Consider the following 21,920-nt stretch of genomic DNA (forward strand, 5'->3'; position numbering starts at 1 on the left):
CCTATGCATAATAGGCATCCCATCCCGTGTCGTCGAGAGCGGAAGTGCGTATTTATGCGCTCCTGAAACAATTTCTCGCAATTTTTCTGCCAAAAGTTTGATCTACTCATTGATGGCAGGAATAACGAGGACACAAAAGCGAAAATCGAAAAATCCCCCGTTTGCTAGAATACACAGATAATATTCAGGGTTTGTTGCCGTAATACAGACCCCTATTTTTTTGCGCAATGTAAGGGTGTTGTCCTATGCAAACTATTGACGGTAATGGTGCAGTTGCCTCAGTCGCGTTTCGCACCAGTGAAGTTATCGCCATCTACCCGATTACGCCAAGTTCTACCATGGCTGAGCAGGCGGACGCCTGGGCGGGTAACGGGTTAAAAAACGTCTGGGGCGATGTCCCGCGAGTGGTTGAAATGCAGTCGGAAGCCGGTGCGATTGCCACGGTCCACGGCGCGCTTCAGACCGGCGCGCTTTCCACGTCGTTTACCTCTTCCCAGGGATTGTTATTAATGATCCCGACGCTGTACAAACTTGCCGGACAACTGACTCCCTTCGTTCTGCACGTCGCTGCGCGTACCGTTGCCACCCACGCGCTCTCTATCTTTGGCGATCACTCTGACGTGATGGCCGTTCGCCAGACCGGCTGCGCGATGCTGTGCGCCAGCAGCGTTCAGGAAGCCCAGGACTTTGCCCTGATTTCGTATATCGCCACGCTCAAAAGCCGGGTGCCGTTTATTCATTTCTTTGATGGTTTCCGTACGTCCCACGAAATTAACAAAATCGTTCCGCTGGCTGACGAGACAATTCTGAATCTGCTTCCGCAGGCGGACATTGACGCGCATCGCGCCCGCGCTCTGAATCCGGAACACCCGGTGATTCGCGGCACGTCGGCGAACCCGGATACCTATTTCCAGTCCCGCGAGGCCACCAACCCGTGGTACAACGCGGTTTACGACCATGTTGAACAGGCGATGAATGACTTTGCTGCCGCAACGGGTCGGGAATACAAACCCTTTGAGTATTACGGCCATCCGCAGGCGGAACGGGTCATTGTGCTGATGGGATCGGCCATTGGCACCTGCGAGGAAGTTGTTGATGAGCTGCTGACGCGCGGCGAAAAAGTTGGCGTGCTGAAAGTGCGTCTCTATCGGCCGTTCTCGGCGAAACATCTCCTCTCTGCGCTGCCGGAAAGCGCGCGTACCGTTGCGGTGCTCGATCGCACCAAAGAGCCGGGCGCGCAGGCGGAACCGCTGTATCTGGATGTGATGACCGCCCTGGCCGAGGCCTTTAATCATGGCGAACGTGAAACGCTGCCGCGCGTGATCGGGGGGCGTTACGGTTTGTCCTCCAAAGAGTTCGGACCGGACTGCGTGCTGGCGGTCTTCAACGAGCTCAGCGAAGCGAAGCCCAAGCCGCGCTTTACCGTCGGCATTTATGATGATGTGACGAATCTGTCCCTGACGTTGCCGGAAAACACCCTGCCCTCGACCGCCAAACTCGAGGCGCTGTTCTATGGTCTGGGCAGTGACGGCAGCGTCTCCGCGACCAAAAACAACATCAAAATCATCGGGAACTCCACGCCGTGGTACGCCCAAGGGTACTTCGTCTATGACTCCAAGAAAGCCGGCGGCCTGACCGTTTCCCACCTACGGGTGAGCGAACAGCCCATCCGCTCTGCGTATCTAATTTCTCAGGCTGATTTTGTTGGCTGTCACCAGCTGCAGTTCATTGATAAGTACCAGATGGCCGAGCGCCTGAAGCCTGGCGGTATTTTCCTCCTGAATACGCCATACAGCGCGGATGAAGTCTGGTCGCGCCTGCCGCAGGAAGTGCAGGCGGTGCTGAACCAGAAAAAAGCCCGTTTCTATGTGGTTAACGCGGCGAAAATTGCCCGCGAATGTGGCCTTGCCGCGCGTATTAATACCGTTATGCAGATGGCCTTCTTCCATCTGACGAATATCCTGCCGGGCGACAGCGCGCTGGCGGAACTGCAGGGCGCGATTGCCAAAAGCTACAGCAGCAAGGGCCAGGAGCTGATCGAGCGTAACTGGCAGGCGCTGGCCCTGGCGCGCGAGTCGCTGTTTGAGGTCCCGCTGCAGCAGGTCAACGCCGCAAGCCCGAACCGCCCTCCGGTGGTGTCTGATGCGGCACCTGATTTCGTGAAGACCGTGACGGCGGCGATGCTGGCCGGGCTGGGTGATGCCCTGCCCGTCTCTGCCCTACCGCCGGATGGCACCTGGCCGATGGGCACCACCCGCTGGGAAAAACGCAACATCGCCGAAGCGATCCCCATCTGGAAAGAAGATCTGTGTACCCAGTGCAACCACTGCGTGGCGGCCTGCCCGCACTCTGCCATTCGTGCCAAAGTAGTGTCGCCGGAAGAGATGGAGGCCGCCCCGGCCAGCCTGCATTCCCTGGATGTAAAATCCCGCGATATGCGCGGACAGAAATACGTTCTGCAGGTCGCGCCGGAAGACTGCACCGGCTGTAACCTGTGCGTCGAGGTTTGTCCGGCGAAAGACAGGCAGAACCCGGAGATTAAAGCCATCAATATGATGTCGCGTCTGGAGCACGTCGAAGAAGAGAAAGTGAATTATGACTTCTTCCTGAATCTGCCGGAAATCGATCGCAGCAAACTGGAACGCATTGATATTCGCACTTCGCAGCTGATCACGCCGCTGTTTGAATACTCCGGCGCCTGCTCGGGCTGCGGTGAAACACCGTATATCAAGCTGCTTACCCAGCTGTACGGTGACAGGATGCTGATTGCCAACGCTACCGGCTGTTCGTCTATCTATGGCGGCAACCTGCCCTCTACGCCGTATACCACTGACGCCAACGGCCGCGGTCCCGCGTGGGCCAACTCGCTGTTCGAGGATAACGCCGAATTTGGTCTGGGCTTCCGCCTGACCGTTGACCAGCACCGCGCGCGCGTGATGCGCCTGCTGGAGCAGTTTGCCGGGCAGATCCCCGCCGGGCTCAATGACGCGCTTCACGCCGACGCGACGCCAGAGGTACGTCGTGAGCAGGTTGCAGAGCTGCGTCAGGCGCTTCAGGGCGTGGCGGGCGCTGAACAGCTGCTGACCGACGCGGACGCCCTGGTCGAAAAATCGATCTGGCTGATTGGCGGCGACGGCTGGGCTTATGACATCGGCTTTGGCGGGCTGGACCACGTGCTAAGCCTGACCGAAAACGTCAATATCCTGGTGCTGGATACGCAGTGTTATTCCAACACCGGTGGTCAGGCGTCGAAAGCCACGCCGCTGGGTGCCGTCACGAAATTCGGTGAGCACGGGAAACGCAAGGCACGCAAAGATCTCGGGGTGAGCATGATGATGTACGGTCACGTTTACGTCGCGCAAATCTCGCTGGGGGCACAGCTTAACCAGACGGTGAAGGCGATCCAGGAGGCGGAAGCGTATCCCGGCCCGTCGCTGATCATTGCCTACAGCCCGTGTGAAGAGCATGGCTACGACCTGGCACTCAGCCACGATCAGATGCGACAGCTAACCGCGACCGGCTTCTGGCCGCTGTACCGGTTCGATCCGCGCCGTGCGGACGAGGGTAAATTACCGCTGGCGCTGGATTCGCGTCCGCCGTCAGATGCTCTGGCCGAGACGTTAATGCAGGAACAGCGCTTCCGTCGCCTTAACGCGCAGCAGCCGGAAGTGGCCGAACAGCTATGGAAAGACGCTGCGGCGGATCTGCAAAAACGGTATGACTTCCTGGCGCAGCTGGCGGGTAAAGCCGAAAAATCGACCAGCGACTAGTCTCTCTGCCCGGCGCGTCCGGGCATTTTTTTGCCATAAAAAAACCCGGTGTATTCACACCGGGCGAATCCAGATAATCATTAAATATCTATTTAGTTCCCTAAATATTATTCATGCGAATTATGGATAAATAATCTTAAAGGCATATAACGCCATCAAGAATAGCTTAACTCACACCTGATTAATAATTTTAATTTATTATGTATAGCCTTAAAACATTCACCAAACCAATGACCATTACCGTTGATGTATTCAGTTTAGATTTTACTTAGTTCGTAACAATTATAATTTATTACTCTTACACGGGAGTGATTTAGCATGAGACAACTTTCGTATTCGGAAAGTTCAACAGGTAATTAAATAAAAACAACCGCAAAGGAATATCAAAATGCAAAGAAAAGTACTGGCCCTGATGATTCCGGCTCTGTTAATGGCTGGCGCAACTCATGCAGCAGAGATTTATAATAAAGACGGTAACAAATTAGATCTGTACGGAAAAGTAGATGGTCTGCACTATTTCTCCGATGATAAAGGCGCTGACGGGGATCAAACCTACATGCGTCTGGGCTTTAAAGGCGAAACCCAGATCAACGACATGATGACTGGCTACGCACAGTGGGAATACAACATTCAGGCCAATAACACCGAAGGGTCTGATAACCAGTCCTGGACGCGTCTGGCCTTCGCCGGTATCAAAGTGGGCGACTACGGTTCCTTCGATTACGGTCGTAACTATGGCGTACTGTACGACGTGGAAGGCTGGACCGATATGCTGCCTGAGTTCGGCGGCGACTCCTACACCAAAGCCGACAACTTCATGACCGGCCGCGCCAATGGCGTAGCAACCTACCGTAACACCGACTTCTATGGTCTGGTGCAGGGTCTGAACTTTGCGCTGCAGTATCAGGGCAAAAATGAAGGCAGCAACTGTGACGAGAATGGTTGTTCTCAGGAAGGAACGAACAACCGTTCTGATAACAACATTCGTAACCAAAACGGTGACGGTTTCGGTATCTCCACAACCTATGACTTTGGCATGGGGATTACTGCGGGTGCAGCGTATACCTCTTCAGATCGTACTAATGACCAGGTGATCGCAGGCACCGGTGCAGCATCTCAATATGCTGGCGGCGATAAAGCGGACGCATGGACCGCGGGTCTGAAATATGACGCTAACAATATCTACCTGGCGGCAATGTACTCTGAAACCCGCAATATGACGCCATACGGTTCCAGTGACAGCACTTCAGGCGGCGGTATTGCCAACAAAACCCAGAACTTCGAAGTGACCGCACAGTACCAGTTCGACTTCGGCCTGCGTCCGTCCCTTTCCTACCTGCAGTCTAAAGGCAAGGACCTTGGCAACGGCCAGGGCGACCAGGATCTGGTTAAGTACGCTGACGTCGGCGCAACCTATTACTTCAACAAAAACATGTCCACCTACGTTGATTACAAAATCAACCTGCTGGATGAAGATGACAGCTTCTACAAAAACAACGGCATCGGCACGGATGATGTCGTGGCACTGGGCCTGGTTTACCAGTTCTGATTGCCAGAGCCCGCATCAGTATGCGGGCTCACCCATCTCTTGACGTTCATCACAAAAAGCAGGTTCTGAAATCACGTGGTTGAGGGTAAGTTGAGGTAAAGCTGTTTAAACTCAGGTGATAGCCTTTCCATCACTAAGGATAACAGCGTTGTTTGGTCGTGTATCCGTTGTCGTACTAACTCTTTTAGCGCTCATCTGGATGGCGTTAATTTTTGATTTTGCTGATATTGTCGGGCATCTCAGTGCTGTGTTGAACCACCTGGATGGCGGTTAACAGTATTCCCTGAGAAATGAAAAGCCACCAGCAGTGCCGGTGGCGGGAAAACGCACAGGTTGCGTTATTTTTTTACGGGTTGAGGCTTTTTATCACCTGATTCAGGGGCCTCACGCGGATCGTCTTTTTCAACACAAAGCATAGTTTCTCCTGTTTCAGATAACCACCCTCCACTATAGCCAGGCTAATTACAGAGTGGCCAGGCGGCAATTACGCCTGACCTGTTCCTTTCTTGCGAAAAGAGAGGTAGCCAAACACCCCGCTATCTCCATCCGAGGGATGGTTAACCCCGTCCATCACCGTCACTTCAGGGAAATCGAACGGTGAGACGTTATCAAAGCAGGCCACATTCACGCCATATTCGTTTGGATTAGAACGCCGCTGATGGAACGTGTAAATTCCGCACACCGAGCAGAAAAAGTGCCGTGCCGTTCCCGTATTGAAGCGGTACTCCGTGAGCTTATCCTCACCTTTGGTCACGGTAATCCCTGACAGCGGCGCAGAGACGACGACCGCCCCCCGCATGCGACAAAAGGAACAACTGCAGCGCCGCGCGGTATTCAGGCCATCCGTTAGCGCAACGGTAAAGGCCACCGCGCCACAATGGCACTGCGCATGACGAATATCAGCCATGGCTAGATCCCCTTCCTCACCAGGTCAGCAGCCTTGACGAAAACCTCATCTTCTACACCATCGCCTTTCTGCCTGCCGAGCCTGACCAGCTCATCAACAATGCTGTCGCGATCGATTGGTTTCTGGGCAGAAACCAGCCCAATAACGGCCGCCCCAATCGCCAGCCCCACTAATCCTGTTTGTTCGTCTTTGTTCTTCATACTCATGCTCCTGATACAACAAACAAGCGTAGCATGATTTTAAAAGCGCGGGGTTAGCCCGTATTTTGGCGCTTTGATATTTGCTGCCCAAATTTTGATATCGTTTTGCAGGAGAATAGTGAAATCAGATTTCAGATGCGTCACCATGCCATTGACGCTTTCCGCATCCACCACTGAAAAATGTTCAATTCTGTTCTTTCCTATTTGAACACAATTATATTTGGCGGGCAGCACCTTACCATTCACATTAAGCGGCAGGTTATTCTCACCACAGCGGCCTTCCGTAATATATGACACCAGCAAATTAGCGGATTTTTTCCCAGGCTGGGATACGCTCACCATGACGGGAAAACCTTCTGAGGTCTGCGTCATATCGTAAAGCACCGCATTTTTCATATACCAGGTATTATATTCCCGCTCCTGAAAAGCGGACCAGGCAGGTGCAGAATAAAGCACCAGCGCTGCCAGCGTAATAGAGACTATTTTCATGGGATGTTGTCGTCCGTGTAGTTGCACGTATTATTCAGATTGTGCAAAAAACAGCAACAACTTAAGAATAGTCCTACTACTATTGGCAGTGATGGAGGATTTATTCACGACGCGCTATCCGAATGACCGTTCTTATCAACGTAGTGCTGGCATCTGAAAAACTCAGGTTAACTTGATGTCAAAACGGCCATAAAGAAGAAACAGGCGAGAAATGGTAAACCGCCGCCATCACGGCGATGCTAACGACAATGCTTAAGAAAAAGTAGGTTTTAAACGGCTGCTTTTGTGTTTTATGGCGAAAGAGCTGTTGGCCCACAATCGCGCCAGGCCAGCCGCCCGTTACGCCAAATACCAGCAGCGTGGCTTCCGGAACCCTGCGCATGCCTTTCCGCGCCGCTATTTTATCGGCGCCATACATGACCAACGTCAGCATATTGATCAGCAGAAACCACATAGCCAAAGGGCTCGAGGTAAAAAGACTGCCGATCGCAGCAAAGAGCAGGAGTAAATAACAAACGCGATTGAGGGTCATAGTACTGGCCAGAGAAGTGTTGAGCGGTTTTCGACGCCGCATTATACGCTACTTATGAATGTATCGGGCGGGAATTGCTGACAACGGGACAAAGTCACTCCACCCTCACTTTAACCTTTGGCTTCGATAACAGAATTTTTATCAACTCCTTAAAAGGAACGGGTTTGTAGAAGAAGTAGCCCTGTAAAAACGTGATGTTATTGCGCATGAGGTAATCAAGCTGTTCCTGGGTTTCAACCCCTTCCGCCACAATACGGATTGACAGTTTTTTTGCCAGTTCCAGTACCGAATCCAGGATCAGGGTGGAATCCTCATTCTCATTAACCCTGGCAACAAAGCTTTGGTCGATTTTGATGTAATCAATGTGCAGGTCCTGCAGGTAGGACAGGCCGGAATATCCCGTTCCAAAATCATCCAGGGCAATGGCAAACCCTATTTCATGTAGCGCATTCAGGGTCTTAACGAGATGTTCATCTACGTGGAGAGGTTCACGCTCGGTCACCTCCACAACGAGATTAAGATCCTGTTGAACAAAGCTGCGCTTGTAATTCAGACACTCTTCAAAAAAGGTAGAGGCAACGATATGAGACGCACTGAAGTTAATCCCGACATGAAATCCTTCCGGCAGCAGCGTAGAAATAGCATTCATCTGCGTTGCAACCTGACGCATTAAGCTTTGGGTTAGTGGAATTATTAGCCCTGTTTTCTCAGCAAGAGGAATAAATGACGAGGGAGAAATAAACCCGGATTGCGGATGCTTCCATCTTGCCAGCACCTCTACACCGCGCAAGGTGCCCTCTTTTCCGCTCACGACGGGCTGGTAATAGGGAATAATTTCATTTCTGTAGATGGCGGTACGCAGCGATTCTTCCGGTGAAATATCCTTAGACAGATATCGCTGCAGAAGATAAGCAGAAAGAGAGGAAACGAGCAGTAGAAATAACACCACTCCACCGGCCTGGTCGAATAATCGCGTCAGGCTAAAAAGAGGCGGAGCGTTAAATTGAATCGCGAAGGCATAATCAGCGGCTTTTACCGTCAGAACATCGTTGTTTGAATGGGCTGCCGTCAAGACATCGCCTGATTGGCCTAAACGACGATTGCCGACCAGCAGCGAATACGCCACGCCACGTAGTGGCATATTCAGCGCATCCCGGATATGGCTGTCGCTGATGCTCACCATGATTCGGCTGCCGGCATGATTTGTCTGGTATAAGAGAACCGGCAGGCCGTTGACCGTACTTTTCGATGGAACAAGTAGCAATGGCGCTTCAGGCAGCGCTGAGCCGTTCACCAACAACACGCGGTTTCCCGGCAAGGAGGAGCACCATACCGCATCTTTTTTCAGAATAACGATCGTTCTCAGATGGGGTTGTAATGCCGCTTCAGTGCCGAGCCGATACTGTCCTTCAGCATCACACTCATTCTCAGCAAGCCGCATTGCAACCTGGGTCGCATGATGCGCTTCTGTAAGAATAACGTGCATATTCCTGACGACGTAGTGCGCCCCGGCAAGGCTGTCAGCCCGCGCCGAGTACCAGACCTGGATATTGATGATAAAAACGCCCAGCACAAAAATTGCCGTGGCTGCAGCTATGGAGATAGGTGCATGGCGCATTCAGGGTTCTCGACTCGAGTGACGTTGCCGCTTCGGTGATGCTGAAGTGATTGAATTATCTTCGCCTTAAGCATGGTTGATAAAGAAAGAAATACCATGTCCGCCGTCAGAAATTTTCCCCAAACCAGGCTCCGTCTTTGCACCTTCTCAAATGGGTAAATAAAAAGGCCGCCGAACGGCAGCCCTGGTTGTTAAGTGCTTATCAGTATTGCTTTATTGTCTTGACCGGCGTTCTTTCTGACCAGTCAGGCCGCTCGCCAGCCATGATTGCACGCTGTTGTGATGGCGTCACAGACTGCGTTATTTCAGGCATCGACTTGTATTCAGGTTGCTTAGGTGGGTTGAGAACCAGATCGGAGCTACAGCCTGACAGCAGCAAAACCGCCAGTAGAGATGTATTAAGCTTGAACACGCTAACCCCTTCCAATGGGATAAAAGTTACAGAAAATGCGTGGTGCCGATAGCATCCCGATGACTCGTTACTGATTATAACGTCACGCGCCGGGCTGCAGGCAGCAGATTCACCACACAGATACCCCCATAAGAATATATTTACACAACCAATGCATGCAACCCTTTGTATTCCAGCCAGCCTGTGTTCAAAAGTAGAAGTAAAGCCGATTACGCTTCAAATATCGAGGGAGTTTATGCTAAAACCGCTATTATGTTTCTTATGGTCAAGGGTTGAGAAGGGATTTCAATGGTTAAGGTTGAGGAATTAAAAATGAAGTACCCAGGCGCAGCGGCCTGGCAAATGGGTGACAGCCCGGAACTGGCGAACGCGCTTGCGGACCTGATTAAAAAAGGGCTCAAAACGGCCACCTGCGGATCTTTTGCCTCGTACTCGCAGGATGTCTCTGCTCCACGGATAGGAAGCTACAACATAATCCTTGATGGTCAGAATGTCCCGGTCTGTGTGATCCGGCTGGTTTCCATGCGACTGGTGCGTTTTTGCGATGTTAATGAGGAATTCGCTCGCAAAGAGGGTGAAGGTGATTTAAGCCTTGAATACTGGCGGAAAGAGCATCAGCGATTTTTCTTCCGCGAAGGCCATTTTTCTGAAGATATGGAACTGATCGCAGAAGAATTTGAATTGGTTGAGGTGCTGTAAGCTGAGATAAAGTGGCAGTGATGTGTCGCTTAATTAAGCAGGCTTACTCATGTTAAGCTCGTACACAACGCATTCCGTATCGTAATGCCGCTCTATGGCTTTATAAGACATACCTAACCTTTTCATTACACGCTGCGATGCGATATTTTCTGGATCGGCCACGGCCACCAGATAAGATGCTCCCACCCGTTCTACAGCGTAATCAACGATCGCTTTCGCTGCCTCTGTAGCATAGCCTTTGCCATTGTGTTCAGGCACGAGGCGCCAGCCAATCTCTAATGGTGCCCCCTCCACGTTCGCCAGGTGCTGGAGGCATGCCGCACCAACGATCGCACCAGTAGATTTCTCTCTGATAGCCCACCACGAGAAGTGATACTTATCCCAGCGAGCCTGCACCTTTCTGATGCCCTCCCAGGTTTCTTCGGGCGTTTTAACGATACCCTTATTGATATAGCGCATCACCTCAGCATCACTATCCATTACCCTTAAGCCTTCATAATGTGAATCATTAAAGGGTTCCAGGATTAAGCGGACCGTTTCTATATTCATCTTAAATTCCTCTTACATTAAGCCAGTGCCTTCATTGAACTCGTCCCGATAAAACACCATGACGCCGGAGGTAGCTTATTGGAATCGTTTTAATCTAGTAGAATTCAACTTTCGTATGTGCTGTCATTGAAACTGGTTTCGGTGCCGGATTACCTGCGTTCTGTACTGTGGCATTACATATTTCAGGCACAAGCATTTCGTTATAATGACAAGAGCTGGTTGCTGTATACCCCTCCGAGAAAACTGATGAGTTTATTAGTTTATAATCAAGAGGCTTTCTTTTTTTATCAACATAAGATATTTCATTTTTAGACATAACGCTTTCTGAACTATAAAATTCAGAGCGCGTCAAATTATCGTCTTCATCATAAAAATGTTCAGATATTTTTTTGCCTAAAAAATAGGTGTCTTTAATTAATCCATTCGGGTAAAGAGTGTAACGCAACTCGTCACCATTTTCATTTTCACTCAAAATGTGACATTTTTCATCAAGTTGTATTGAGAAAGGCTTGCCATCTCTATGGCCAATAAGACTTCCATTTGTATATTTTAGAATGGTTTCATGCCCAGAAGAAACATTATCAAGGTTTAAGCTATCAACACAACCATTTTTATTCAGTCTGATGGAGATTTTATAAGTGATTTTTCCATTCTCCTCAACATCAGTATCTAAGGATTTAACAGCCCCCTTAACTGGATTGAAATCAAACCTAGTCGATAAGTTATAAAGTAGAGGTATGTAGTAATTTTCTGCAAAAGCCATACTTGAAAATAAGAAAGTACAAAGGAAAAGAGTAGAAGTTTTTATCATTTTTAAATCTAAGCTCAAGTTACCCTCAAATTAAGTAAGCTCATTACAGCATGCTTACTGCTAATCTTCAACATTGATACTGGCGGAGATGATTGCGCCACAACTGCGCCGTTTGCCGTAAAGTCGCTATCGTATCCAAACGTCTGAACACTACCCTTTATCACGTATCGGCGCCAGATTTCACGCAACAGTAAAACGTGCTGGCATTCGCCGCCGGAATCCGTACCATACGCGGCATACAATTTTTGCCCCTGCTGGCTCCGAAGGTATTACTCAATGCAACAGAATCAAGAGATTAACAAAAAAGAGCAATACAACCTGAATAAACTGCAAAAGCGACTGCGCCGTAACGTGGGCGAAGCCATTGCAGACTTCAACATGATTGAAGAAGGCGACCGCATTATGGTTTGCCTGTCAGGGGGTAAAGACAGCTACACCATGCTGGAGATCCTGCGTAATCTTCAGCAAAGCGCGCCGGTGAATTTTTCCCTGGTGGCGGTCAACCTTGACCAGAAACAGCCGGGCTTCCCGGAGCACATTCTGCCGGAATACCTCGAAAATCTGGGTGTTGAGTACAAAATCGTCGAAGAAAATACCTACGGTATTGTGAAAGAGAAAATTCCTGAAGGGAAAACCACCTGCTCTCTGTGCTCTCGTCTGCGCCGCGGTATTCTGTATCGCACCGCGACCGAGCTGGGCGCGACCAAAATTGCCCTGGGCCATCATCGCGACGATATCCTGCAAACGCTGTTTCTCAATATGTTCTACGGCGGCAAGATGAAAGGTATGCCGCCTAAGCTGATGAGTGATGACGGTAAACATATTGTGATCCGCCCGCTTGCCTACTGCCGTGAAAAAGACATTGAGCGTTTCTCTCAGGCGAAAGGGTTCCCGATCATTCCATGTAACCTCTGCGGCTCTCAGCCGAACCTGCAGCGTCAGGTGATTGGCGACATGCTGCGCGACTGGGATAAGCGCTATCCGGGACGTATCGAAACCATGTTCAGCGCCATGCAGAACGTCGTCCCTTCCCATCTCGCGGATGTGGAACTGTTCGACTTTAAAGGCATCAATCACGAGTCAGAAGTCGTGAACGGCGGAGATTTGGCGTTTGACCGGGAAGAGATCCCGATGCAGCCAGCAGGCTGGCAGCCGGAAGACGATGACAATCAGTTTGAAGCGTTGCGTCTGAACGTGCTTGAAGTGAAGTAAGCGGTTAGCGTCTCAGAAACACCGTCTGAGACGCTTCATGCTTTATTTCAGCAGACGTACGCGGCAGGTTTTACCCTTAATTTTCCCGTTTTGCAGCTGCTTCCATGCCTTATGGGCAACCGCCTGGCGAACCGCGACGTAGACATGCGCCGGATGGACAGCAATCTTACCGATATCCGCCCCGTCCAGCCCCACATCCCCGGTCAGTGCACCGAGTACATCACCAGGACGCATCTTGGCTTTTTTACCGCCATCAATGCACAGGGTCGCCATTTCGGCCTCCAGCGGCACAAGGCTGACGCCGGCTGGGGGATTCATCCAGTTCAGCTTAATCTGCAGCATCTCAGAGAGAATATTGGCGCGCTGCGCCTCTTCAGGTGCGCAGAAGCTGATCGCCAGACCGCTGTTTCCTGCGCGCGCGGTGCGGCCAATACGGTGCACGTGCACTTCCGGATCCCATGCCAGTTCAAAGTTCACGACCAGCTCAAGCGATTTGATATCCAGACCGCGCGCAGCGACGTCGGTCGCCACCAGCACGCGGGCGCTGCCGTTCGCGAAACGGACCAGCGTCTGATCGCGATCGCGCTGTTCAAGATCGCCATGCAGCGACAGCGCGCTCTGCCCGGCGGCATTCAGAGCATCACAAACCGACTGACAGTCTTTTTTGGTGTTACAGAACACCACGCAGGAGGCAGGCTGATGCTGGCTCAGTAATTTCTGCAGGAGCGGGATCTTCCCCTGCTGCGAGGTTTCAAAGAACTGTTGTTCGATGGCGGGCAGCGCATCTACGCTGTCGATTTCAATGGTAAGAGGATTTTTCTGCACGCGCCCGCTGATGGCGGCGATAGCTTCCGGCCAGGTTGCGGAGAACAGAAGCGTCTGGCGATCGGCCGGTGCGAAACGGATCACTTCGTCAATGGCCTCGCTGAAGCCCATATCCAGCATCCGATCGGCCTCATCCATCACCAGCGTTTGTAGCGCATCCAGTGAGACCGTGCCTTTTTGCAGGTGATCGAGCAGGCGTCCCGGCGTCGCGACAATAATGTGCGGCGCATGCTGAAGCGAATCACGCTGGGCACCGAACGGCTGCCCGCCGCAGAGGGTTAAAATCTTGGTGTTTGGCAGGAAACGTGCCAGGCGACGCAGTTCACCCGCAACCTGGTCTGCCAGCTCGCGGGTCGGACACAGCACCAAAGACTGGGTCTGAAAAAGCGCCGCATCGATATGCTGCAACAGGCCAAGGCCAAAGGCCGCCGTTTTCCCACTGCCCGTTTTCGCCTGCACGCGCACGTCACGGCCCTCAAGAATGGCGGGTAAGGCGGCCGCCTGAACAGGCGTCATCGTGAGGTATCCCAACTCGTTGAGGTTAGCGAGTTGGGCATCGGGCAGAACATTCAGGGTAGAAAAAGCGGTCACAATTGTCTCTCGTGGTGATCTTTGCGGTCAGATGGCGCGTATCCTCGCAGATCTCGCGGTCCGATGCGACAATTTAATCGGTTCTTCATCGGGCGGCGGGTCGGGCATCGGCTGGGGACGCGGGATGGGATCGGGCATAGGTACCGGATCGCTGGGGATAGGATCGGATTGACGCGATTGTGGCAGTAGCAGAGCGTTAAGGATGCTCATCATTCCCTCCATAATTTGCTGTCATCCCTTTTAGGGTAGACGCTCAGAATCAGGAGGCAAAAAAAAGCCGACTATGAAGTCGGCGTCGTACGAATCAATTGTGCTATGCAGTAATTCAAAAAAGGAAGTAAGACAATATGGAGCGCAACGCCCATCGCTTGACGTTGCATTCACCTGCGGGAGTAATATTGCACCTTACGGGGTAGATGTTTATTGACTTCGCTCAATTAAAAGAGCGTTTTAATCCCGGGAAAAGATGAAAAAAGCGTAAATTTACAGCCATTTACTACGATGCAACCACCATGCAACACCCCCAATCAAAACAACTAACATCACGCAAAACGCCGTAAAACCGTAGCGATAAGCGCCACCCGGAATTCCGCCCAGGTTGACGCCAAACAACCCGGTCAGAAACGTGCTCGGTAAAAACACCATCGCCATCAGGGACATCGTATAGGTTCTTCGCGCCAGCGACTCCTGCATCACCTGCGCGATTTCGTCCGCCATCACCGCAGTTCTGGCAATACAGGAATCAATTTCATCCAGCCCGCGGCCCAGCCTGTCGGCAATATCCTGCATTCTGCGTCGATGGTCGTCGTTCATCCAGGCGAGCCTTTCGCTGGCCAGCCGCGCATACACGTCGCGCTGCGGCGTCATGTAGCGGCGCATAACAATCAGCTGCTTGCGCAATAAGGCCAGAAAACCACGCGGCGGGATCTGCTGATCGAGCAGGTTATCTTCCAGGTCGATGATTTTGTCGTGCAGCTCTTCAATAAACTCACTGGCGTGATCGGTAAGCGCGTCACAGACGTCCACCAGCCAGCTGCCGCAGTCGATCGGCCCGGTGCCCTCTTTCAGATCGTTGACGATGTCATCCAGCGCCAGGACCTTACGCTGTCGGGTGGAGACAATCAGCCCATCGTCCATATAGACCCGCATCGCCACCAGCTGATCCGGACGTTCATCCGTGCTGCCGTTAATACAGCGGAGGGTAATCAGCGTCCCGTCACCCATGCGGCTTACGCGGGGCCGCAGGCTTTCACCCGCCAGCGCATCGCGCACGTTATTGGGCAAGAGCGGGGTCGACGCCAGCCAGTCAGCGCTGTCCGGATGGGTATAGTTCAGATGCAGCCAGCAGGGATGCGCACTGTCGATCACATCATTATCTTCCAGCGGTCGGGCACCGCCGCGGCCGTCCAGCACCCACGCAAAAACTGCGTCAGGAACGTTAAGTTCAGATCCTTTAATGCTTTCCACAGCACCTCCACCTTTTTAACTCTTTCGGTGTCAGTCTAGCTTTCATAAGGGGTTAAGCAACAACTATGTATTCCATCGCGCTGAAATCGCTCGGGAATTGAGCTGGGTGGGCAGATGTATGAAAAAAGCCTGGCATGACAGGCTTCGTGTCGCTTTCAGAGAGAGTGTTCTGGCTGCTGGAGGAAGGAGGGGGAGCCGGTCGGTAATGGGGACGAAGACCCGTGATCCAATCTAAAATTCCGCGTGCGGGCCTGGAGTTCAATCACCTGATTGCGCAGTACATCCGAGGAGCCGTTGAGTTCCTCCGCCATCGCCACGTTGCTTTGCGTGACCCGCTCCAGCTCCGATAGCGCCAGCGTGATCTGGGAAATACCTTTCTCCTGCTCAGACGTCGACGCGGAGATTTCATCCATTAAGCGACTGACGTTTCCCGAGCCCGTCACGATTTCATGCATATTCTTCTCTGCCTGCGACACCACGGTCGCGCCCTGCGTGACGTTACTGCTGGTGACTTCAATCAGCGCTTTGATATTCTTCGCGGCCTCTGCGCTGCGGTGCGCCAGGTTTCTGACCTCTTCCGCAACGACAGAAAAACCTTTTCCATGGTCGCCCGCTCTTGCCGCCTCAACGGCCGCGTTGAGCGCCAGAATATTGGTCTGGAACGCAATGCCGTCAATCAGCGAAATGATCTCCGTCATCTGCTGGGCGCATTCGGTAATGGACTGCATATTGTTGGCAACCTGCCCCATCAGCTCCCCGCCCTTACGCGCCTGCAGCGTCGCCATATTCGCCTGTTCGCTCGCCAGGCGGGTGTTATCGGCGTTATTTTTAGTGCTCGCCGCCATTTGCTCCATGCTGGCTGCGGTTTGCACTAAAGACGCAGACTGCTGTTCGGTTTTGACCGAGAGCTGAGCGCTACGTGTTGAGAGCTGATCCGATAAGGTCATGGCGGTTTGCGATGACGCCCTGATCTCGCGCACCAGCGTCGCAATGTTGCCGGACAGGCTGTTGATCCCGGGAATGAGTCGCCCCGCACAGTTATTGCCAAACTCCGGGATAGAAACCCCCAGGTTGCCGGCAGTCACCTCTTCAATACTTTTCTTCACCGTATTGATCGGCGTCACAAGATACCGGGTCATATAGACCCAAAGCAAAAATAGCGCAACGAAATTGATAGCGTTAAGGGAAATAAATAGAGAGGGCTTGCTGGAAATTAGAACAACGACACCTGCGTTTACCAAAAATAGCGATAAAAGGAACCCGATAATAAAGGTTCTGACACTAATATTTCTTAGCATGATGATACCCACATTTTATATTTTGGTCGGCATCTAGACTTATAGCATTGGCACAAACGTTTTTCCTCGGAAACTTCACGGGTTTGTTGTTTCGCCGTTAGCAGCCTGGGATTTAGCTTAAGTCAGATGAAAAAAGCGTATTAGTGAAAATGTTCTTCGCAGCATGCTGTGATACTGGTCTGCCGCCACGTTAAGCGATACCATCCGCTGCGGCGAACCGATACAATCGCCGTTATATTTAAGGAGCTTTGCTACTATTATTCGCTCTTGTTTAGCAATGCTTAATACGTTAACAATGAGAATATATTTTATATTCTTAATGCGATGTAGAGTATTAATATGACTGGTCATGCTTCACGATAAATAACTAATATTGTTTGAATGCGCATGTTCGTTGCCAGATTAAGATGTGCCCGGCAGGCGAAATCGGTAACCCTCTCAGGCGTGGGATTGCATAATGCTCAATATATCGTGGGACCCTGTGTTAATCGCTATCTCTTATCTGGTGGCCTTTATCGCCTCCTTTGTGGCGCTGGACAGTGCCGGAAAGATCCCCCTTTCCAGCCGAAAGGCTGCCCTGTTCTGGCGCATTGCCGGGGGTATGACGCTGGGGATCGGCATCTGGTCGATGCACTTTATCGGCATGCTGTCGATGCAGATGCCGATGATGATGCGCTATGACCTCTGGTTAACCCTTGCGTCTCTGGGCGTCGCGATTATTGCGTCGACCACGGCCCTTGATATTGCCGTCGCGGGAAAAAAACGTTCTTCGTTTCGACCGATCGTTGCCACGGCTATCCTGAGCGCAGGCGTGGTATCTATGCACTATATCGGTATGGCTGCCCTGATGCTGGATGGCAGCATTATCTGGGATCGCCGTATTGTGGGGTTGTCGGTGGTCATTGCCGTGGTGGCGTCCGGCACGGCGCTGTGGCTGGCTTTCCGCCTGCGAGACAAAGGGGTTTTTATCGAGCGCCTTCTCGCCGCCCTGGTCATGGGTGCCGCCATTTGTGCGATGCACTATACCGGCATGAGCGCTGCGCATTACCCGGAAATGTCGCATACCCTCCCCGGCGGGATCGGCGAGCTGGGGTTATCCATCTGGGTTTCTGTCACCACGCTCTGCCTGCTTGGCGTGATGTTAATTATTTCCCTTATCGATTCTCACCGTCGCACCGGCCGGCTGACGGATAATCTTCGACAACTCAATCGGCAGCTTGAGCTCCAGGCGCGCTTTGATGCGCTCACCGGACTCGCGAATCGCCATCAGATGGATCTCCGCATGCAGGACTGCCTGCGCAGCGCGTTGCTGAGCAACAGGCAATTTGCCGTTATATTCCTGAACGTCGATCACTTCAAACGCGTCAACGATACCTGGGGTCACAGCGTCGGCGATGAGTTATTGATCACCGTCGCACAGCGCATCACTTCCCGGCTCTCGCGTGAGATGACCCTGGCAAGGCTGGGAGGAGACGCTTTTATCCTGCTGGTGCCGGAATGTGACGACGACAAACTCAACGCCCTGCTCGCGTCGCTGCTCGAGGATGTGCGACGTCCTCTTTCGATCTGTGGTCATACGCTTAACACAACAATCAGTGCGGGCGTCAGCCTCTATCCTCAGGATGGCGAAACGCTGCATGAACTGAAACTCAAAGCAGATGCAGCCCTGCATCACGTCAAAGACGACGGACGCAACGGCTGGGCGCGTTACAGAACCGAGATGTCGACAGCAATCCCGGCAAAACCCGGTTTTCTTCAGGAGCTCTCTCAGGCGCTTGAGCGCGATCAGTTTGAACTGTGGTACCAGCCAACCTGGTATGCGCAAGAGAAGACTATCCATGGTTTTGAAGCCCTGCTGCGCTGGCGGCACCCTGAGCAAGGCGTTGTTCTGCCGGGTCTGTTTATCCCCTCGCTGGAGCAAACCGGCTTAATTATTCCGGTGGGCAACTGGGCCATTGAAGCGGCATGTCGACAGCTGCATTTCTGGACTGAACAAGGGTTCAGCCAGTGGACGTTATCGCTCAACTTATCCCCCGTCCAGTTCGAGCAGCCGGACATTTTCCACATCGTATCGTCGATGCTGGAAAAATATAACTTGTCCCCGTCCAGGCTGATCCTTGAGGTCACGGAGAGCACCGCGCTGAAAAATCTCGATCGCAGCATTGAGTTGCTCAACGCTTTTAATCATGCGGGGATCACCGTCTCGATTGATGATTTTGGTACGGGCTACTCCAACCTGCTGATGCTGAGCGTGCTGCCGGCAAAAGAGCTCAAGATCGACAAAAGCTTTGTAACGTCGATGCTGGAAAATGAAAAAACCTACAAGCTGGTTGAAACCATTATGAGTATCGCCCGCACCATGGAGATGAACGTGGTGGCAGAAGGAATTGAAACGGAAGAACAGCAGGCGGTTCTCACCCGTCTCGGCTGCGACTACCTGCAGGGTTACCTCTTCTCACGCCCCTTACCTGCCGAACAGGTGCCGTGGTTGCTTCTGCAGATAAACTCAGAAAGGCAAATTATCCCCCTTAATAAAATTCAAACGGACGCCGCATTTATTTCACAAAAAAACCATGCCTGACGGGGTTTAGTAGAGTATGTTTCAAAGCAGAACACACGAGTCACGTCTGTCATGATTGTCAGGCGTATTAAGCCGATGAACAGGAAATGCCTATGTCGCAAAACGGTTTTGAAGCGCTGAACGTCATTAAAACACCCGTGTGGCTTATTTCACCCGTTTCGGAAGAGATCGTTTTTGCGAACGTGGTCGCAACGCAGCTTATGGGAGATAAGACGCTCGATCAGCTGCGTAAAGGCATCTATTCCGCGAATGCACAAGCTCTCCTGTCGATGTATGTACCTGAACTGAAAACCGAGCAGGAGATCGTCGAAATCTGGACAATAAGAAGCCGGGATGGGCTGGATACGCCGTTAAGCTGTCGTCTCTCGCTTGCCCGTTACGCCCCCTGGGGGGATGTGATTGTCTTCGAGGGGATCGCCCAACATATCCTCTCAGGACTGAAGGCCAGCCGCTCCGCAACCTACCGGCGAAAAAAACAGGGGTTTTACGCCCGTTTTTTTCAGACCAACAGCGCGCCGATGCTGTTAATCGATCCTGCCCGCGATGGTCAGATTGTTGATGCCAACCTGGCTGCGCTCAATTTTTACGGTTACTCGCATGATGGTATGTGCAGCAAGCATACCTGGGAAATCAATACCCTGGGGCGAGACGTGATGCCCATTATGACCGCGATTGCCGCGCTGCCCGGCGGCCATAAGCCGCTCAACTTTGTTCACCGCCTTGCCGATGGTTCCACCCGCCATGTTCAGACGTATGCCGGACCCATTGAGATCTACGGTGACAAGCTGATGCTGTGCATCATCCACGATATCACCGAGCAAAAAAGACTGGAGCAAGAGCTGGAACATGCCGCGTTACGTGACTCCATGACCGGGTTACTCAACCGACGCCAGTTCTACGCGATTACCGACGCCAACAATCTGAATAATCGACCTGCCCAACAGCAGTTTAGCCTGCTGCTGGTGGACACCGATCACTTCAAAAACATCAACGACCTGTTTGGTCATTTGAAGGGCGATGAGGTGCTTATTGCCCTCTCCCGAACGCTGGAAGCCTGTAGCCGGGAGAACGACATGGTGTTCCGCTGGGGGGGCGAAGAGTTCGTCATCCTGCTGCCGCATACCTCTCTCGACACCGCGTTGCAGATTGCCGAGTCGATCCGTGCAGCCGTTGCCCGCATTACGATTCCGGGCTTACCACGGTTTACCGTCAGCATTGGCGTCGCGCGACATAACCCGGGGGAGACGATTGATGAGCTGTTTAAGCGTGTAGACGATGCGCTGTATCGCGCTAAAAATGATGGGCGCAATAAAGTCCTTGCAGCATGAAACTGGAGTATACGGGAAAGCCCCGCTACAATGCCTGCCTCGAATAAATTAACGTCAGGTGGGTAAAATCTGCAATGGGCAAAACAGAAATAATACTCACCTTAATTATTTTGCTCCTTATTATATTTGGCTTCTGGTTTATTTTTAGCGGGGAAATCTGGTATCTCGTCGAGTTTCTCGAAAATAGTCTTTACCCGACCTTCGACGCCCCTTAACTCACGTTTAATATCGTGTTTCACCTACCGAATTTGTCAGGTATCTGCCAGCCTGACGGCCGCGTAAGATACGCGTCGTTATCCTCCAACTACGTTGATAACGAATCACTTATTCACTTGCTTATGTTGCCCGTGCTCTGACGGGCTTTTTTTATTTCCGGCATTTCAGCCACGCCAGGCTATATCTTAATCATCTTTAATGACAAGGGAGAGGAATGATGAGCAAGAAGATCCTGATGCTGGTGGGCGATTATGCCGAAGATTACGAAACCATGGTGCCTTTTCAGGCGTTGCAGATGGTTGGTCATCAGGTGGATGCCGTCTGCCCCGACAAACCGAAGGGCGACTACATCATAACGGCAATCCATGATTTCGACGGCGCCCAGACCTATAGCGAAAAACCCGGTCACCGCTTTACCCTCAACGCCGATTTTTCCGCCGTAAAGGAGCAGGACTACGACGCGCTGCTCATCCCCGGCGGGAGAGCGCCCGAGTATCTGCGGCTAAATGAGGATGTGTTAAAGCTGGTACAGGCGTTTGACGCCGCGCGCAAACCGATTGCGGCGGTGTGCCATGGCCCGCAGCTGCTCGCTGCCGCGGGCATCCTGAAAGGCCGTACCTGTAGCGCCTACCCGGCCTGTGCTCCTGAGGTCCGTCTCGCGGGGGGACACTACGCCTCGATCGGCATCGATCAGGCACATGTCGACGGCAATCTGGTGACGGCTCCCGCGTGGCCCGCCCATCCGCAGTGGCTGGCGAAGTTTAATGCGTTGTTAGAATAATACGTTCCGGTCTTATCGCTACCGAAAAGCACAGCGCGGTATCATCCATGGCAAAACTGGCGCTCACGTGCGCCAGTTCGCATTA

21 protein-coding genes and 1 pseudogene are annotated in these 21,920 nt (G+C 52.1%); 9 read left to right on the forward strand and 13 right to left on the reverse strand.

Translation table 11 applies throughout. The features are described 5' to 3' along the window. Positions 1-245 precede the first annotated feature (245 nt). Positions 246-3,770: a pyruvate:ferredoxin (flavodoxin) oxidoreductase gene (gene nifJ / locus C6A40_RS09885; protein WP_045334843.1), complete on the forward strand. Its 3,525-nt coding sequence runs from the start codon at positions 246-248 to the stop codon at positions 3,768-3,770. Between the two features lie 388 nt (positions 3,771-4,158). Further along, on the forward strand, positions 4,159-5,319 hold the full coding sequence (gene ompC / locus C6A40_RS09890; protein ID WP_008501279.1) for a porin OmpC: 1,161 nt from the start codon (positions 4,159-4,161) through the stop codon (positions 5,317-5,319). A gap of 338 nt (positions 5,320-5,657) precedes the next feature. On the opposite strand, the gene C6A40_RS25245 is transcribed toward ompC, so the two are convergent. From C6A40_RS25245 to C6A40_RS24915, 7 genes are all read right to left on the reverse strand, one after another. Beyond that, complete coding sequence (locus C6A40_RS25245) at positions 5,658-5,735, reverse strand: hypothetical protein (protein ID WP_223239581.1); 78 nt, start codon at positions 5,733-5,735, stop codon at positions 5,658-5,660. 68 nt (positions 5,736-5,803) lie between these two features. After that, positions 5,804-6,226 (reverse strand): GFA family protein, encoded by a 423-nt coding sequence (locus C6A40_RS09895; RefSeq protein ID WP_008501278.1) that lies wholly within the window; start codon positions 6,224-6,226, stop codon positions 5,804-5,806. 2 nt (positions 6,227-6,228) lie between these two features. Continuing rightward, on the reverse strand, positions 6,229-6,426 hold the full coding sequence (locus tag C6A40_RS09900) for a hypothetical protein (protein WP_008501277.1): 198 nt from the start codon (positions 6,424-6,426) through the stop codon (positions 6,229-6,231). Positions 6,427-6,465: 39 nt separating this feature from the next. Continuing rightward, positions 6,466-6,915, reverse strand: coding sequence for a hypothetical protein (locus C6A40_RS09905; protein WP_023292282.1), 450 nt, complete (start codon positions 6,913-6,915; stop codon positions 6,466-6,468). A gap of 178 nt (positions 6,916-7,093) precedes the next feature. Further along, positions 7,094-7,447: a DUF1294 domain-containing protein gene (locus tag C6A40_RS09910; protein WP_032676794.1), complete on the reverse strand. Its 354-nt coding sequence runs from the start codon at positions 7,445-7,447 to the stop codon at positions 7,094-7,096. Between the two features lie 94 nt (positions 7,448-7,541). After that, entirely contained in the window at positions 7,542-9,065 is a 1,524-nt protein-coding gene (locus C6A40_RS09915; protein WP_045334849.1) for an EAL domain-containing protein, read from the reverse strand. Positions 9,066-9,267: 202 nt separating this feature from the next. Next, positions 9,268-9,477: a hypothetical protein gene (locus C6A40_RS24915; RefSeq protein ID WP_126287803.1), complete on the reverse strand. Its 210-nt coding sequence runs from the start codon at positions 9,475-9,477 to the stop codon at positions 9,268-9,270. A 288-nt stretch (positions 9,478-9,765) separates the two neighbouring features. On the opposite strand from C6A40_RS24915, the gene C6A40_RS09920 reads away from it, so the two are divergent. After that, a complete protein-coding gene (locus C6A40_RS09920) occupies positions 9,766-10,176 on the forward strand; it encodes an ASCH domain-containing protein (protein WP_032663431.1) in 411 nt (136 codons plus the stop codon). Positions 10,177-10,209: 33 nt separating this feature from the next. Here C6A40_RS09920 and C6A40_RS09925 read toward each other — a convergent pair whose 3' ends face one another. Both C6A40_RS09925 and C6A40_RS09930 read right to left on the reverse strand, forming a co-directional pair. Beyond that, positions 10,210-10,725: a GNAT family N-acetyltransferase gene (locus C6A40_RS09925; RefSeq protein WP_023292278.1), complete on the reverse strand. Its 516-nt coding sequence runs from the start codon at positions 10,723-10,725 to the stop codon at positions 10,210-10,212. Positions 10,726-10,819: 94 nt separating this feature from the next. Next, on the reverse strand, positions 10,820-11,554 hold the full coding sequence (locus C6A40_RS09930) for a YnfC family lipoprotein (protein WP_023292277.1): 735 nt from the start codon (positions 11,552-11,554) through the stop codon (positions 10,820-10,822). 142 nt (positions 11,555-11,696) lie between these two features. Between C6A40_RS09930 and C6A40_RS25250 the strand changes: the two are divergent. Both C6A40_RS25250 and ttcA read left to right on the forward strand, forming a co-directional pair. Next, positions 11,697-11,777, forward strand: a pseudogene (locus C6A40_RS25250) (hypothetical protein); the annotation flags it as partial. Between the two features lie 35 nt (positions 11,778-11,812). Further along, positions 11,813-12,748 carry a tRNA 2-thiocytidine(32) synthetase TtcA gene (gene ttcA, locus C6A40_RS09935; RefSeq protein ID WP_008501267.1) on the forward strand — a complete coding sequence of 312 codons (936 nt, stop codon included), beginning with the start codon at positions 11,813-11,815 and terminating at the stop codon, positions 12,746-12,748. A 42-nt stretch (positions 12,749-12,790) separates the two neighbouring features. Here ttcA and dbpA read toward each other — a convergent pair whose 3' ends face one another. The 4 genes from dbpA to C6A40_RS09955 form a co-directional block, all read right to left on the reverse strand. Next, complete coding sequence (gene dbpA / locus C6A40_RS09940) at positions 12,791-14,164, reverse strand: ATP-dependent RNA helicase DbpA (protein ID WP_023327603.1); 1,374 nt, start codon at positions 14,162-14,164, stop codon at positions 12,791-12,793. A gap of 27 nt (positions 14,165-14,191) precedes the next feature. Continuing rightward, positions 14,192-14,374 carry a proline-rich small protein YnaL gene (gene ynaL / locus C6A40_RS25255; protein ID WP_071530964.1) on the reverse strand — a complete coding sequence of 61 codons (183 nt, stop codon included), beginning with the start codon at positions 14,372-14,374 and terminating at the stop codon, positions 14,192-14,194. Positions 14,375-14,647: 273 nt separating this feature from the next. Next, positions 14,648-15,631, reverse strand: a complete 984-nt coding sequence (zntB, locus tag C6A40_RS09950) for a zinc transporter ZntB (protein ID WP_023292275.1) — start codon at positions 15,629-15,631, stop codon at positions 14,648-14,650. 155 nt (positions 15,632-15,786) lie between these two features. Then, entirely contained in the window at positions 15,787-16,929 is a 1,143-nt protein-coding gene (locus tag C6A40_RS09955) for a methyl-accepting chemotaxis protein (protein ID WP_023292274.1), read from the reverse strand. A 457-nt stretch (positions 16,930-17,386) separates the two neighbouring features. On the opposite strand from C6A40_RS09955, the gene C6A40_RS09960 reads away from it, so the two are divergent. The 4 genes from C6A40_RS09960 (at position 17,387) to C6A40_RS09970 (ending at position 21,835) form a co-directional block, all read left to right on the forward strand. Then, positions 17,387-19,510, forward strand: a complete 2,124-nt coding sequence (locus tag C6A40_RS09960) for a putative bifunctional diguanylate cyclase/phosphodiesterase (protein ID WP_032652090.1) — start codon at positions 17,387-17,389, stop codon at positions 19,508-19,510. A gap of 92 nt (positions 19,511-19,602) precedes the next feature. Next, positions 19,603-20,838: a sensor domain-containing diguanylate cyclase gene (locus C6A40_RS09965; protein WP_021240267.1), complete on the forward strand. Its 1,236-nt coding sequence runs from the start codon at positions 19,603-19,605 to the stop codon at positions 20,836-20,838. A gap of 74 nt (positions 20,839-20,912) precedes the next feature. Further along, on the forward strand, positions 20,913-21,053 hold the full coding sequence (locus C6A40_RS24975; protein WP_021240268.1) for an Ecr family regulatory small membrane protein: 141 nt from the start codon (positions 20,913-20,915) through the stop codon (positions 21,051-21,053). 218 nt (positions 21,054-21,271) lie between these two features. Further along, positions 21,272-21,835, forward strand: coding sequence for a DJ-1/PfpI family protein (locus C6A40_RS09970; protein ID WP_072204995.1), 564 nt, complete (start codon positions 21,272-21,274; stop codon positions 21,833-21,835). Positions 21,836-21,920 lie beyond the last annotated feature (85 nt).

The organism is Enterobacter sp. GER_MD16_1505_Eko_090 (assembly GCF_003331015.1).
GTDB lineage: Bacteria > Pseudomonadota > Gammaproteobacteria > Enterobacterales > Enterobacteriaceae > Enterobacter > Enterobacter roggenkampii.